Source organism: Prevotella sp. HMSC073D09 (assembly GCF_001814145.1).
GTDB lineage: Bacteria > Bacteroidota > Bacteroidia > Bacteroidales > Bacteroidaceae > Prevotella > Prevotella conceptionensis.
On record NZ_KV815057.1, the window covers coordinates 26813 to 42046 of the forward strand.

The following is a 15234-nucleotide window of genomic DNA, read 5'->3' on the forward strand; positions in this document are numbered from 1 at the left end:
CCCCACATCATTCGCACGCCTTCGGTCGATAAAATCAACAAAAACGTCCTTGTTTAAACATCAACTGAGCGAAGACAGCTGCTTCTCCATAATCTAGCAAAAAATACAACACAACCCACATCCAAAAGATGGCAAAATCTGTAAGAACATGCAAGAGGGCGTATAGGTAAAATTGGTCTAACTCCAACCTAACATTTCAAGAAAATACTAACACCTCACGGCTAGGACATTTACCGACGAACCAACGCCAAACAACTATAAAAACACCTGCAAAACGAACATGCAACAATAGCTAAAGAGGATATACACAGAGAATAGTTGTCCTTTTCTATAACTCGCACAAAAGCCTTTACCCACATAGCCATCGGTTACAATGTGCAAAAGAGAAGGATATTTCGGAAAGCCAAAAACGCACTAGCACCCTTGGGTTACACATACAGCCTACAATCGACTGCTGTTAAGCGTTACAAATCATCGCCCACAAGCAGGCCATTGCAGGCTGCATGCTCCGATGGGAGTTTTATTTACGTCTAAGTTATGGCAACATCAAGTTTGGTTTTTCTAAACCAGCCCTAACTCCACTTGCCCTAGCTAAGCCATAAGCTATCCTTAATTTCCCTTCACCACATCAAACCGATAACCAAGTGTAAATTGGAAGGTACTAAACCTTGTGCGCGGCACGGCATACGTCAACCCCAAGTTGTATCGAGCCTCTACCACAAACTGATTAAACTCGTACGATACTCCCAGGGGTATCGAGGCCTCCACAGCTTTAACGTCAGGGTCGTTGCGGTTTTCTTTCGAGCCTGGTCCCTCAATGGTATAACCATTGCTTACATTAAAGTCAAACTGCAAGCCTGTTTTGAGCGCAAGGTTTCTAGCCACATAGAAGTTAGCCAGCACAGGCACATTAATATAGTTGTAATTGTAAGTGTACTTAAACTCGCCCAAAGCGTATTTTGTACCTTGTTGCGAGTAAAGCAAACCAACAGACCATCCAAACTTGGCCTTCGATTGCCACTCAGTTTCAAGTCCAACAACCATACCTGGCTTAAAATCAGAATCGAAGTGGTTGGTTAGTTTCGACAAATTCAACCCTATTTTAGGTTGCAACGATAACGACTTCACTTCATGCTGCGCGTTGGCAATGCCATTAAACACGATGGCCAACATCAAAATATAAATTATCTTCTTCATTCTCTATTCTAAAACTACAAACATATTACATCTATGCAAGTTCGACATAACAACCCTTGCCTGCTAACTTTGATTTGTTCATGCGCCTACTTGCCCGCATAGTAGATAGTCAGCCAAATGGCGTCCTATACTAGCCAAGTCCACACCCTTCTTTAAGGAGCCGCCTGCGTTAAGACAAGAACAACGTCAAAATGCGGATGCAAAGGTATGCACTTTACTGCACAAAAGCAAAGATTTACCTCAAAAGAAACAGCTTAGCGACACCCCTATATATAATAAGGAGTATGAAAAGATAAGGCATAATTTGCCTAAGGCATTCAACCCTATTCTTAATTAACGAACCGATTTGGGGTTAACAAATTTCTTCACAGCCTGACAGTAAGGCACTATCGAGACCGTGAGGCGTATGAGCTGAACTTTATGTGTACCCAAAATACCGTTCTTGGGTACACATCCAAGCCAACGTGTACCCGTTTTCGCGTTTTTGGGTACATATCCGCCCCAACATGTACCCTATTTCACATCTTTGGGTACACATCCAACTCCATGTGCATCTGAAATTCCGTTCTAGGATACGTATTCTCACTCTCTGACAGACTCAATACTCTCAGTGTCGTTGCTTTCGTCAACACGATGATGGATAAACAAATCCATCAGTTTCGTATTGATGTAATAATTGCTGCGGCCGAACTTTACCTTTTGGAGTAAGCCCGCCTCAACAATTCTATCGAGGTATTTGGTGGCAGTTTTTCGCTGCACCATCATGTCTTTCTGCATATACTCAATTTTGGTGTATGGATGAAAGAATAGGTTATTTATTAGTTCGTGCTTATACAACCTTCCAAAAAGTGGGCGTAATTTACGCTTGTATTCGGCCATAAGGTTTGAAATCTGCTTGATAAGCTCAATCGTTTGCATCGCCGTTTCTTCTATGCCTTTAAGCATAAACAACACCCATTGCTCCCATTCCTTGAAGTTGTCGGTATTCTTTTCCCTTATGAGTTGGATAAGGCGATAATATTCCCCCTTGTTGTGCGTGATATATCGGCTCAAATAGAGAATTGGCAAATCCAGTAGGTTATTGATGATGAGGTACAATATAATCTGTATTCTGCCCGTTCTGCCGTTGCCGTCATAAAAAGGGTGAATGCTTTCAAATTGGTGGTGAATGATAGCTAGCTTTATCAAGGGATCCACCTCGTGCATACTGCTGTCGTTGATGTATTGTTCAAGATTGGTCATAAGGCGTATCACCTCATCATACTCCTGAGGCGGAGTATATACCACATCGCCGTTTGAAGACCTCAACACAGTGCCAGGCACCTTACGAAATCCAGCACTATTACGTTCTAAAACTCGCTGTATAGCAAGCATATCATTGAGTGTAAGAAGTTTATTGTTGCGAGCAAGGCTAAATCCTATAGACATGGCCTCCCTATACAGCAACACCTCTTTAGCAGCAGCATTGCTGATATGCCCCTCCATATTCAAGTCGGCTTTGTATAGGTCGTCAGAAGTGGTGACAATGTTCTCAACAGCCGAACTGTCTAACGCTTCTTGCAAAACCAAAGTGCTGATCAGGATATTCTCATTAGGAATGGTCAGGGCTATTCCTTTCAATTCCGCCAGTCGTCGGTTGGCAGCATTTACTTGTCTCAATACAGCTTTCGTTTCAAAATCGTATGGAAGGGGCAACTGTGGTACATTATATTTCTGTTTCATATCCTTTCATAGTTCTATCGTTTTTGTTTCGTATATTGATATTGGTTGTCAACTTCTTACACCGCAGGGAAACTCTGAAAAACAAGACTCAGCAAATTACTTCAAAAAAGCCAGTGTTGCATACGAAAAAAAATGGTTCTTCCGTTATAACACATTACTTCTGAAAGATAAAATGATGAGTTGCTCTAAACCAAGTTTATACTTCTTTTATATCATTCCTTCTTTCTTCGTCTTGAATACCATATTACAAATTGCGAATTACTATACACAAATTGAGAATTTACCCACTGAAAATGTTATTCTATAATTGGAATTACCAACAAGGCGACTTAGTCACTTCTAAGCGACTAAGATAAGCGACTAAGATAAGTGACTAAGATAAAGACCTTACGTATTTTTGGTTTCTACTGTTAGGCCTGTCTGGTATCGTCATTTCAAGAAAACCACCCTCTATCAACGGGTCGATGTATCTACTTTTAGCATTATTACGGTGCTTTAGGCCTAAGTGCGCCATAATCTCCGTAAGACTTCGGGCTTGATTGCAGAAAGCCAACACCTCGTTCATCGTATCAGTAGACTTAGCAGCCGACTTAGTCACTTTTTCGTCACCAGTGACTAAGTTAAGTGACATAGACGGTTTCACCATCACTTCAAAAGCCGTTACTTTACTCACATTGAATTTTGGCTCTGGATTTCCATTTTCTCTTAGCATGTTCTTGACACGCTGAACACCGCGGTTGAACATATTAACGTATTTCATTCCACGCATAGCCTCCGCAATAATAGGATTTCGATAATCATTAACCGTAGGGAAGTTCTCAGGACGGGCTTCCCCATACAAGCCTCCAGCATTGAGAATTTCAATACGATTGCTGAATTGGTAAATTCTGATAGGCATATTGGATTGATAGTCTCGGTGCATACAAGCGTTCATCAGCAGTTCCCTAAGTGCTAATTCTGGGTAGTTAAACACAATCTGTTCTCGTAGCATACTAACAGGCATCGGACGGGTCGTAACAATTGCGTCTCTTACAAAGCTTTCCAATTTAGGCAGTATTGAACACAGACTGCCACGAATCTGCCTTTCGTTAAGAATTTTACTTCCAGTGTCCTCTCCTGCGAAATGCACATATTGAACATAACAACCATGCAAGAAAAAAGAGGCATTCATCCCGAAAAGGATAATAGCAGCATTTGTAGGACAATCGTTGGTAATGTCATAAAGATGAATTGCTGCCAATTGCTCTTTCAAAGGGCGTTTATCTGTCAGAAGAATATCAGCATCTATAACCTGCGGGAGATATTCTTTTTGTATAAACTGTGTATCAATATCCTTCAGCGACGACCCAAAACAAGGCGTGGCATCGAATGTCGCCATATAAGATGTCCTTTTTTCCAAAAGGATTCTTTCTTCCGATTCGGTTGCTATATCCCTACGAGGGCCTATGCGAATAAAGGTGCGGCCACGATAGCGCACTGGTGGCACCCACGCAGGCGACACCTCTACGACAAGTAAATCTCCTTCATCATACTCAAACCTTTCTACTGACATAATAGGCAGCGGAAGTATGTTGCCATCAGAACGAATGCCTGCTATTTTCTTCATCAAAGCGTCATCAACCTTTAAGCCCGATAAAGCTCCATTATCTCGGACGCCCAAAATAAGATAACCATTTTTTCGGGAATTGGGTAAATCGTTTGAAAATGCACAAATGGCTTCCTGAAACTTATCCATATCCCCAGTGGAAACGGTACGCTCTATCCTGTAGCTCTCTGTACTGTGCAAAAGTTCAAGTATTTCTTCTTTTGTTACCATAGCCTCTATTATGTAGTCAAAACGAAGTGGCTTAAGAATCAACCAATCGGAAATTGAGGGGTTAGAAGTGACTCCAACTCTTTCTTGTATTCCGCAATGTTCTCAAGCCTTGCTAGGCGAAACTGTTCACCAACAACATTCAGTTTCTCCTGCAACCCTCTGGTCATCCAGTTCGATTTGGTAAATTTCGTCATAATGCATCTTTTGTGATACAAAGATACGAAATAATGTTTAACTAATAATACTTTATATTGCTTGTTTTATAGCATGCCTTTTCTGCACATAAGCAAAGATCTATCACCTAAGAAACAGCTAAGCGACACCTATATATAATAAGGAGTGCGAAAAGATAAGGCATACTCCGCCTAGGGCATTCAACCCTATTCTCAATGAATGAACCGATTGGGGTTTAACAAATTTCTTCACAGCCTGACAGTAAGGCACTATGGAGACCGTGAACCGTATGAGCTGAACTATATGTACCCCAATGACGTTCTTGGGTACACATCCAAGCCAACATGTACCCGTTTTCGCGTTTTCGGGTACATATCCAAACCAATGTGTACCTGAAAATCCATTCTAGGATACATATTCTCACTCTCTGACAGACTCAATACTCTCGGTGTCGTTGCTTTCGTCAACACGATGATGGATAAACAAATCCATCAACGTCATGTTGATGTAATAATCGCTACAGCCGAACTTCATCTTTTGGAGTAATCCCGCCTCGACTATTCTATCGAGATATTTGGTGGAGGTTTTTCGCTGCGCCATCACGTCTTTCTGCATATACTCAACCTTGGTAAATCTCTGCCAAAGCAGATATCGGCACAACATTTCAGCAAGTCACCGTCAAACTCGAATGAGAACACGTCAGAGCTCCGCAGGGTTTCATGTCCTAGCATACCTACCTTCTCTTCTTTTTCCAGCCAATCAAAACAGGCCACTACGTCCAGCTTTTCCATCGCCTATTTCTTTGAAGCCCTTTTCTTAGTCTTTATCTCCAGATCCTATACCATGCGCCCCAGTATGTCGCCCTTGACAAGTTGCAGAATGTCGCCTTTGAGTTGTAGAGCGTTCATAGCACTCGCCACTATTTTTGGTCCTTGAACACAACATTTTTAGATTCGGTTTGGAATAATAAACTTAGAAGCGTACCTTTGTACCTGCGTATTCTGCAACGAACGAAAATAAATCAACAGACAACAGCGATAAATAGAATTAAGACTGTACTAGCTGTGGAAACAAGGTGTCTGTGAAACGATTTGCAAAATGAAATAGTTCGTGCAGAGAATCTTATTGCAACGAACAACTAAAATAAAACAAAAACATGCCAGTACAAAGTGAAGCTGCCCTTGAGAACGGACTTATTGCTACTCTTCAGCAAATGAGTTATGGCTATGTGCACATCGAAGAAGAAAAGAACCTACGTGCCAACTTCAAAACTCAATTAGAAAAGCATAATCGAAAGAGGCTGGAAGAATTCGGACGTACCAAATTCACCGAATCTGAATTTGAGAAAATCCTTATTTATCTTGAGGGCGGCACACGTTTTGAAAAAGCAAAGAAACTTCGTGACCTCTTTCCACTTGAATTGGAAAGCGGCGAACGGCTGTGGGTGGAATTTCTGAACCGCACGCACTGGTGTCAAAACGAGTTCCAGGTTTCCAATCAAATTACTGTCGAGGGGAGAAAGAAATGTCGTTATGACGTAACGATACTGATAAACGGTTTGCCTTTGGTGCAGATTGAGTTAAAGCGAAGAGGTGTGGAGCTGAAACAAGCCTACAACCAAATACAACGTTATCATAAAACTTCCTTCCACGGGCTGTTCGACTATATTCAATTGTTTGTGATTTCCAATGGGGTGAACACACGCTATTTTGCCAATAATCCCAACAGCGGGTACAAATTCACATTCAATTGGACAGACGCTGCCAATATCCCTTTCAATGACTTGGAGAAGTTTGCCACCACTTTCTTTGATAAGTGCACTTTGGGTAAAATCATAGGCAAGTATATCGTACTGCATGAGGGCGACAAATGCCTAATGGTGCTCCGTCCTTATCAGTTTTATGCGGTTGAAAAAATTCTCGACCGTGTTGTAAACTCCAATGACAATGGCTATATTTGGCATACAACAGGTGCTGGCAAAACACTTACTTCATTTAAGGCAGCTCAGCTTGTTGCTGAATTGAGCGACATTGACAAGGTAATGTTTGTGGTTGACCGCCACGACCTTGACACACAGACACAAGCTGAATATGAAGCCTTTGAGCCTGGTGCGGTTGATGGCACCGATAATACGGACGAACTTGTGAAACGCCTTCACAGTAATTCTAAAATTATCATCACCACTATCCAAAAGCTCAATGCAGCAGTTACTAAGCAGTGGTATAGTAGCCGAATCGAAGAAATCCGCCATTCTCGCATTGTGATGATTTTTGATGAGTGTCATCGCAGTCATTTCGGAGATTGCCACAAGAATATTGTTAAGTTCTTCGACAACACACAGATGTTCGGGTTTACCGGTACGCCTATCTTCGTAGAGAATGCTGTGGAAGGGCATACTACAAAGGAAATCTTTGGCAACAATCTTCACAAGTATCTCATAAAGGATGCCATTGCCGATGAAAACGTGCTTGGTTTCCTTGTAGAATATTATCATGGCAATGCAGATGTAGACAATGCCGACCAAAACCGCATGACCGAAATTGCCAAGTTTATCCTTAATAATTTCAATAAGTCGACCTTCGACGGAGAGTTTGACGCATTGTTTGCAGTGCAGTCTGTACCAATGCTTATACGATATTATAAGCTGTTTAAGAGCCTTAATCCTAAAATAAGAATTGGTGCCGTGTTTACATATGCAGCCAATAGTAGCCAGGACGACGCCCTTACAGGCATGAACACGGGTGGCTATGTAAGTGACAGCACGGGAGAAGCAGACGAGTTGCAAGCTATTATGGATGATTATAATGATATGTTTGGTACAAGTTTCACTACAGAAAACTTCCGTGCATATTATGATGACGTCAATCTGCGCATGAAGAAAAAGAAAGCAGACATGAAGTCGCTCGACCTTTGTTTGGTAGTTGGTATGTTCTTGACTGGTTTTGACAGCAAAAAACTCAATACGCTCTACGTAGATAAGAACATGGACTACCACGGCTTGTTGCAAGCATTCAGTCGAACCAACCGGGTATTGAATGAAAAGAAACGCTTCGGTAAGATTGTCTGTTTCCGTGATTTGAAAAGCAAAGTGGATGCTTCTATCAAGCTTTTCAGCAACAGCAACAATCTTGAAGATATTATTCGCCCACCTTTTAATGAAGTAAAGAAGAATTATCAAGAACTTACAACAAGTTTCTTGGAGCAATACCCAACGCCGAGTAGCATAGATTTGTTGCAGAGCGAACGAGACAAAACGCAGTTTATTCTTGCATTCCGCGATGTTATTAAGAAACATGCAGAAATTCAGATTTACGATGAATTTGAAGAAGATGCAACAGACCTTGGCATGTCCGAACAACAGTTTATGGACTTCCGAAGCAAATACCTTGATATTTACGATGCAGTTGATGGTGGACGCAAACCTTCGGGAGAAGACTCAACGCCCGACGAAGACGCAGAGCCCACAGAAACTTCAACAGACTCAGTAATTGGTGACATTGATTTCTGTCTGGAATTGTTGCATAGCGACATCATCAATGTTACCTACATACTTGAGCTGATTGCCGACCTCAATCCTTATAGTGAGGATTATCAAGAAAAACGTACGCATATCATCGACACGATGATTAAAGATGCTGAGTTACGTAGCAAGGCAAAACTGATTGACGACTTTATACAGCAGAACGTGGATGACGACCGCGACAACTTTATGGCACGCAAACAACGGGCTGATGGCACAAGCGACCTTGAAGAGCAATTGAACAACTACATCACCAACAAGCGAAACGACGCTGTGGATGAACTTGCAAAAGACGAAGACTTGGATGTAACGGTTCTCAATCATTACTTGTCCGAATATGATTACTTGCAAAAAGAGCAACCTGAAATTATACAACAGGCACTGAAAGAAAAGCATTTGGGCTTAGTAAAAAGGCGCAACACGTTAAAACGTATCATGGACAGGTTGCATTATATCATACGAACATACTGTTTGGAATAACATTATGGAGAAGAACATATACATAATAAGATGGTATGGGCCTTTTCCTGATGTGGAAAGCATAAGGCATTGGGAATTGAATAACCATATTCCTTGCAGTCTGTATTTGATGAGTGGCATGAAGAAGTATGCCAAATCATCAATCCACTACTATATAGGGAAAACAGAGCGAAACCTAATAACTGATAGATTTAAGGACAAGGACCACCATATTAATGATTTTTCAAGGATCAATGAAATATGGCTTGGCTGTTTCGCAAATAAAAAGGCGTCTCATAATGACGTGACGCTTGTTGAGAACATGTTAACATCCTATTTCGTAGGCGAAGTGGGTGGTGACAAGATGCTTAATAAGATAAACTTCTATTTGCCAACAAGCAATGTATATGTGCTGTCAGAATGGATAAACCCAAACAGCGGAATAGCCTGGAGCAAATTATCAAGGAGTTCTCCTGCTAACATTGTAGCAGATGTCATTGTCAACAAGGCAAATGACAGTGCGTTCAACTACTATTTATATGTTTCAAAGAAATTAAAAAAGCAACAAAAGAAATAACAATATGAGCGAGGAATTACAACAAAAACTCCGTGACCAGCTTTGGGAAGTCGCAAACAAGTTGCGTGGCAACATGTCTGCCAGCGACTTCATGTATTTCACCCTTGGCTTTATTTTCTACAAGTATTTGTCAGAGAAAATAGAGAAGCATGCCAATGAGGCATTGGCTGATGATGAGGTCACGTTTAAAGAACTGTGGGCAATGGAGAATGATGATGACATTGAAGCCCTACAACAAGAAGTAAAAACCGAATGCCTGGAGAATATCGGCTACTTCATTGAGCCACATTTCCTATTCTCGTCCATCATTGAGAACATTAAAAAGAAAGAAAACATACTGCCTATACTTGAACGGTCGTTGAAACGTATTGAGGACAGCACGCTTGGGCAAGATAGCGAAGAGGATTTTGGAGGACTATTTTCTGACATCGACCTCGCTTCGCCCAAACTAGGCAAGACAGCAGACGATAAAAACACATTAGTAAGCAACGTGCTTCTTGCCCTTGACGACATAGACTTTGGTGTGGAGGCCTCACAAGAGATAGACATTCTTGGCGATGCCTATGAGTATATGATTAGTCAGTTTGCCGCTGGTGCTGGTAAAAAAGCAGGCGAGTTTTACACTCCGCAAGAAGTAAGCCACATCTTGGCCGACATTGTAACCCTGGGCCACGCACGTCTTCGCAATGTTTACGACCCTACTTGCGGCAGTGGCTCACTTTTGCTTCGCGCTGCAAACATCGGCCATGCTAACGAAATCTTTGGGCAGGAGAAAAACCCCACAACCTACAATCTTGCCCGTATGAACATGTTGCTGCACGGCATCAAGTTCAGCAATTTCCGCATAGAGAATGGCGATACGCTCGAAGCTGATGCCTTTGGCGACACTCAGTTTGATGCGGTTGTTGCCAATCCGCCGTTCTCGGCAGAGTGGAGTGCTGCCGAGAAGTTCAACAACGACGACCGTTTCAGCAAAACAGGGCGACTCGCTCCCCGTAAAACTGCCGATTATGCATTCATCCTCCACATGATTTACCACCTGAATGAGGGTGGCACAATGGCTTGCGTTGCTCCTCACGGTGTGCTCTTTCGTGGAAATGCCGAAGGCGTTATCCGCCGTTTCCTCATAGAGAAGAAAAACTATGTTGATGCAATTATCGGATTGCCTGCCAATATCTTCTATGGCACAAGCATACCCACCTGTATCTTGGTGTTTAAAAAATGCCGTAAAGAAGACGAAAACATTCTCTTCATCGACGCCAGCAAGGAGTTTGAGAAAGTGAAGACGCAGAACAAACTCCGCCCCCAGCACATCCAAAAGATTGTAGACACCTACCGCGACCGCAAGGAAATAGAAAAGTACAGCCATCTTGCTACCTTGGAGGAAATAGCCGAAAACGACTACAACCTCAACATCCCCCGTTACGTTGATACTTTCGAAGAGGAAGAGCCAATCGACATAAAGGCTGTAATGGCGGAAATCAAGGAACTGGAAACCAAACGCGCGGAACTGGATAAGGAGATTGAGGTGTATCTGAAAGAATTGGGAATAGTGTAATATGAGAAATTGCAAAAAACGTAACAACACAGCAGTTGTGCTAAAAAGAAAAGATACACATACCCTACTTTGCAACAACTCAACATACCAACATAATTAAAGAGTAACAACCATGGTAGAAAATAAAGATAAAAAAGTCCTCAATGTCCCAAATCTAAGATTTCCGGAGTTTGAGGGGGAGTGGGAGAAATGCAAATTATCAGACCTTTGCACATTCTTTTCTGGTGGAACGCCAAACTCCTCTAACAAAGATTTCTATGGAGGAAAAATTGCATTTATTCGATCTGGTGAACTTCATGCAAATAAAACAGAATTGTTTATTACGCAGAAAGGATTTGAAAGTTCTTCTGCAAAAATGGTAGATGTAGGAGATTTATTGTTAGCAATGTATGGAGCAACGAGCGGTGATATCGCTATATCAAAGATTAAAGGTGCAATAAATCAAGCAATACTATGTATCAGGACCAAACAGAACAAGAAATTTATTGAGTCTGTTTGGAATAAACACGTTTCAAAAATCCTAATGAAATATTTACAGGGTGGACAAGGGAATCTATCAACGGATATTGTAAAGAGCCTTTCTTTTTCATTCCCAACATTAGCAGAACAGGAAAGAATCGCTAAACTTATGGCATTGCTTGATGAGCGTATCTCTACTCAAAACAAAATCATTGACAAGTTGCAATCCTTAATCAAGGGGATTATGGTTGAACTGCAAAAGCAAGGACAAAATAAAGGCAATTGGAGAAATGTACTTCTTAGTAAAGTTCTCACGGAAAGGGATGAACGTAACACTAACTTTTATCAAGTCTTTTCTGTTTCTGTTAGTCGAGGTGTTATTAATCAAGTAGATTATCTTGGACGTTCATTTGCAGCTAGAGACATATCAAAATATAATGTAGTACATTATGGTGACTTAGTTTATACAAAAAGTCCTACGGGAGCATACCCTTATGGCATAGTTAAACAAAACCTTAACCAAGAAAATGTTGCAGTTTCACCACTATATGGTGTTTATATACCCAATAGTCTTTCTGTTGGAACATATCTCCATGAATATTTTATGAGTGAAATAAATACGCACAACTATTTGCATCCGCTGATTCAAAAAGGAGCAAAGAACACCATCAACATTACAAATCAACGATTCTTAGAAAATAGTGTCCCGATGCCTGTATGTGCTAATGAACTATTACTGATCTCAAAATTGTTACTTTCTTTTAATGACAAGATTAAATATCAGAAAAGCATACTACAACAATATCAGAAACAAAAACAATACTTGCTCCGTCAGATGTTTATATGAACATTTGGCGAAGCAGGTATTGTTTTTGAGCATTGTAGAAGTCAAGTAAACTTTTCTCTGTTTCTACTTTACTGGTTATATGACACAATACTGAATATATACGTCTTTGGTTTTCCAAAGAGGGCAGTTTGATACTGGCTTTTTCAAAATCCGCCTTACAAAGGTTGAACCTTGTACTTCCTTGTGCATAAGGATAGATAAATTTGCGGAATGGTGTTGATGATACATAGTAAGATAGATATGGAGAAAAGACAACCTCTGTATTTATGATATGAATACCAAAACAGAAACTATTCAAGTACACCTTCTCCTTGCCGAGATATACAGAACCGATACCAACTTCTTCTGGCGTTTCCGATGACAGAGTAAATAATACATCCCCATATTCGACAACATTTTGTTTTTCACCATCTTTGATTGATACATATTGAAAATCTTTATCATTGATGATATTATTGGAATACACATTCAAGTACGTTATGAAAGGTTTTCCTGAACCAAAATCTTGTGCAGATTTGCCCGATAATCCAGAATATGAAATGCCAAGTTTTGCAAAAGAAGTCAAAACCTCATGACTATACTGAGAATATAAAGAATTATTTAGCCCCTTGATTAAGGATTGCAACTTGTCAATGATTTTGTTTTGAGTAGAAATGCGCTCGTCAAGTAAAGCTAAAAGTTTACTTATTTTCTCCTGCTCCTTGTATGTCGGTACTGCTATTTCTATTTTTCGTACTTCGTTTGCTGAAATTTCCAAAAAGGTAGAACCACAAGATTTTCTTATTAACTCTTTTCGTTTGGTCTGCATCAAATAAAATACAAACTCCTTCGAGAAATATTCCTTGGGAATTAAAGATTGGAATCCTTGATTAGTTGTGCATTCCACTTTGTTTATAGAACATTCTCCTACTGTCGCTCTGGAACTTAACAATATTGTCCCAATCGGAAGAAGTTTTGCACTGGATTTATTCAAACCTTCTTCTGATATTGTACGCAAGCTATTGGTTACATATTTGTCTCTACCAATCTCTGATGGAGTGAACCATTGAATATCGCCATTCCAATATTTATGGTTATTTGTATCTGGAGTACCGCCACCAACTACCACCACAATAGCACCCAACTTGCAACTTTTCCACTCCCCCTCAAACTCCGGAAATCTTAGATTTGGGACATAAGTTAATGCTTTTCTCTAATTATTATGTACCTTTTCTAGATTAAGGATTAAATATGAAAGCAAAAACAATTAGAGAAATTGCGTTGGCTTGGAAAAGTGAAAAGCAACGCTACGTTAAGCAGTCCACCTATGCTGCTTATGTGTTGATTTTAGAGAACCATTTACTGTCATCGTTTGGTGATTGTGACGTTCTTAGTGAGAAACTAGTACAAGAATTTGTGCTGCAAAAACTCAATGCCGGGCTCAGCATTAAAACGGTGAAAGACATGCTCATCGTATTGAGAATGGTGATGAAGTTTGGAGTGAAGAACGGTTGGATGAACTATTGCGAGTGGGACATTAAGTACCCAACCACAGAGGGCAACAGAGAAATAGAAGTGCTGACGGTGGCACAACACAAAAAGATACTCGATTTCATCAGGCAGAACTTCACATTTCGCAACCTTGGCATCTACATCAGCCTAACCACTGGCTTGCGGATTGGTGAGATATGTGGTTTGACGTGGGCCGACATCAACACAGACACGGGCACAATCACCGTAAGCCGTACCATCGAGCGTATCTATATCGTAGAAGGTGAGCGCAAACACACGGAGCTGGTTATAAACACGCCAAAGACTAAGAATTCTTGCCGTGAGATACCGATGAACAAAGAACTATTGGCTATGGTGAAACCACTGAAAAAAGTGGTAAACGCAAGTTTCTATGTGCTAACCAATGAAGAAAAACCCACAGAGCCACGAACCTACCGAAACTATTTCCATCGGTTGATGGGACATTTGGATATTCCTCGGCTGAAATATCACGGACTGCGCCACAGTTTTGCCACGCGCTGCATTGAAAGCAACTGCGACTATAAAACAGTAAGCGTGTTGCTTGGGCATGCGAACATCACAACAACCCTCAATCTCTATGTTCACCCCAATATGGATCAGAAGAAACGGTGTATCACAAAAATGCTTAAATACCTCAATAAGTAAGTCTGTTTTTGCGATAGTCAATGGCTAAAGGCAAGTCCTAAAAAACGTCTTTGTCAGTTTTTGGGACTTATCTGGCATCTTTCACCTGCATTTTGAGTGAGCATCGTTGGGCTATGCCATCGAAAAGGCAAGTGAAAGATACCAGACAAAAACAGAAAGACAGCAAAAGATGTTGCTTTAAGCGCGGTTCAATGACAGCGTATACAAGGAGTATGAAAAGATAGGTTTAATAACTTACCCCCTAAGCCTTAAACTTAACTACTCATTAACTGGATATATCGGCAACCCACGAACTAACAAACCCATAACCCCAGAAAGTTAATTGCTGTAATAATACTTGACAAAACACACGCTGCTCACCAACACATTCTAGCGAAAACAATGGTCTAAAAGTAGGAAAAAGAACGCTATTTCCCATATTCCGCCGCTCTTAATATATCCACTTTTAAGAACACGGAGTGCATTTAGCACCATTTTGCCTTTCTAGATGGTAGCCTGTTCGTGTTTTCTCCACCCCCAATTTCCTGCATTTTGCACCTAAAAAACCACATTTTGAAGTGTATTTCGCCCTTATTCTATACGTCATACTATCGAAACAAATGCTTTAAGTGCCAATACTCACCGTATTTTGTTGCATTATGTTGTGCATATTATTGCATTTAACCTTGCGTTTTGCAGCATATTGGCCAGTGTTTAGCTGCATTTTGCAGTGCATTTTGGTGCTAAATGCAATGCGTTTTGCCGCTAA

The 15234-nt window shown here is 40.8% G+C and carries 10 protein-coding genes and 1 pseudogene; 5 read left to right on the forward strand and 6 right to left on the reverse strand.

Annotated elements, in window-relative coordinates; genetic code table 11:
* Positions 1 to 609 precede the first annotated feature (609 nt).
* The 4 genes from HMPREF2955_RS03340 to HMPREF2955_RS03355 form a co-directional block, all read right to left on the reverse strand.
* Entirely contained in the window at positions 610 to 1197 is a 588-nt protein-coding gene (locus tag HMPREF2955_RS03340; protein WP_070720950.1) for a porin family protein, read from the reverse strand.
* A 582-nt stretch (positions 1198 to 1779) separates the two neighbouring features.
* Positions 1780 to 2919, reverse strand: a complete 1140-nt coding sequence (locus HMPREF2955_RS03345) for a Fic family protein (RefSeq protein WP_070720952.1) — start codon at positions 2917 to 2919, stop codon at positions 1780 to 1782.
* Positions 2920 to 3292: 373 nt separating this feature from the next.
* The gene (locus HMPREF2955_RS03350) at positions 3293 to 4735 is read right to left on the reverse strand and encodes a Fic family protein (protein ID WP_070721013.1); all 1443 of its coding nucleotides are present in this window, start codon (positions 4733 to 4735) and stop codon (positions 3293 to 3295) included.
* 594 nt (positions 4736 to 5329) lie between these two features.
* Positions 5330 to 5524: a hypothetical protein gene (locus HMPREF2955_RS03355; RefSeq protein WP_139145464.1), complete on the reverse strand. Its 195-nt coding sequence runs from the start codon at positions 5522 to 5524 to the stop codon at positions 5330 to 5332.
* A gap of 541 nt (positions 5525 to 6065) precedes the next feature.
* Here HMPREF2955_RS03355 and HMPREF2955_RS03360 point away from each other — a divergent pair.
* From HMPREF2955_RS03360 to HMPREF2955_RS03375, 4 genes are all read left to right on the forward strand, one after another.
* Entirely contained in the window at positions 6066 to 8909 is a 2844-nt protein-coding gene (locus HMPREF2955_RS03360; protein ID WP_070720959.1) for a type I restriction endonuclease subunit R, read from the forward strand.
* 4 nt (positions 8910 to 8913) lie between these two features.
* Positions 8914 to 9465: a hypothetical protein gene (locus tag HMPREF2955_RS03365; protein WP_139145465.1), complete on the forward strand. Its 552-nt coding sequence runs from the start codon at positions 8914 to 8916 to the stop codon at positions 9463 to 9465.
* 4 nt (positions 9466 to 9469) lie between these two features.
* Positions 9470 to 11023 (forward strand): type I restriction-modification system subunit M, encoded by a 1554-nt coding sequence (locus HMPREF2955_RS03370; protein WP_070720964.1) that lies wholly within the window; start codon positions 9470 to 9472, stop codon positions 11021 to 11023.
* A 112-nt stretch (positions 11024 to 11135) separates the two neighbouring features.
* The gene (locus tag HMPREF2955_RS03375; RefSeq protein ID WP_070720966.1) at positions 11136 to 12329 is read left to right on the forward strand and encodes a restriction endonuclease subunit S; all 1194 of its coding nucleotides are present in this window, start codon (positions 11136 to 11138) and stop codon (positions 12327 to 12329) included.
* On the opposite strand, the gene HMPREF2955_RS17025 is transcribed toward HMPREF2955_RS03375, so the two are convergent.
* Both HMPREF2955_RS17025 and HMPREF2955_RS17030 read right to left on the reverse strand, forming a co-directional pair.
* Entirely contained in the window at positions 12322 to 12795 is a 474-nt protein-coding gene (locus HMPREF2955_RS17025; RefSeq protein WP_371326379.1) for a restriction endonuclease subunit S, read from the reverse strand. The genes HMPREF2955_RS03375 and HMPREF2955_RS17025 overlap by 8 nt on opposite strands.
* Before the next feature lie 165 nt (positions 12796 to 12960).
* Positions 12961 to 13458: pseudogene (locus HMPREF2955_RS17030) on the reverse strand (restriction endonuclease subunit S); the annotation flags it as partial.
* Positions 13459 to 13559: 101 nt separating this feature from the next.
* On the opposite strand from HMPREF2955_RS17030, the gene HMPREF2955_RS03385 reads away from it, so the two are divergent.
* Entirely contained in the window at positions 13560 to 14486 is a 927-nt protein-coding gene (locus tag HMPREF2955_RS03385) for a tyrosine-type recombinase/integrase (RefSeq protein ID WP_070720970.1), read from the forward strand.
* The last annotated feature ends 748 nt before the right edge of the window (positions 14487 to 15234 follow it).

Excerpts from the sequence above, each read along its gene's own strand:
- HMPREF2955_RS03360 (WP_070720959.1), top strand. The coding sequence starts at position 6,066 with ATGCCAGTACAAAGTGAAGCTGCCCTTGAGAACGGACTTATTGCTACT.
- HMPREF2955_RS03355 (WP_139145464.1), bottom strand. The coding sequence starts at position 5,524 with ATGCAGAAAGACGTGATGGCGCAGCGAAAAACCTCCACCAAATATCTC.
- HMPREF2955_RS03365 (WP_139145465.1), top strand. The coding sequence starts at position 8,914 with ATGGAGAAGAACATATACATAATAAGATGGTATGGGCCTTTTCCTGAT.
- HMPREF2955_RS03350 (WP_070721013.1), bottom strand. The coding sequence starts at position 4,735 with ATGGTAACAAAAGAAGAAATACTTGAACTTTTGCACAGTACAGAGAGC.
- HMPREF2955_RS03345 (WP_070720952.1), bottom strand. The coding sequence starts at position 2,919 with ATGAAACAGAAATATAATGTACCACAGTTGCCCCTTCCATACGATTTT.
- HMPREF2955_RS03385 (WP_070720970.1), top strand. The coding sequence starts at position 13,560 with ATGAAAGCAAAAACAATTAGAGAAATTGCGTTGGCTTGGAAAAGTGAA.
- HMPREF2955_RS03375 (WP_070720966.1), top strand. The coding sequence starts at position 11,136 with ATGGTAGAAAATAAAGATAAAAAAGTCCTCAATGTCCCAAATCTAAGA.
- HMPREF2955_RS03370 (WP_070720964.1), top strand. The coding sequence starts at position 9,470 with ATGAGCGAGGAATTACAACAAAAACTCCGTGACCAGCTTTGGGAAGTC.
- HMPREF2955_RS03340 (WP_070720950.1), bottom strand. The coding sequence starts at position 1,197 with ATGAAGAAGATAATTTATATTTTGATGTTGGCCATCGTGTTTAATGGC.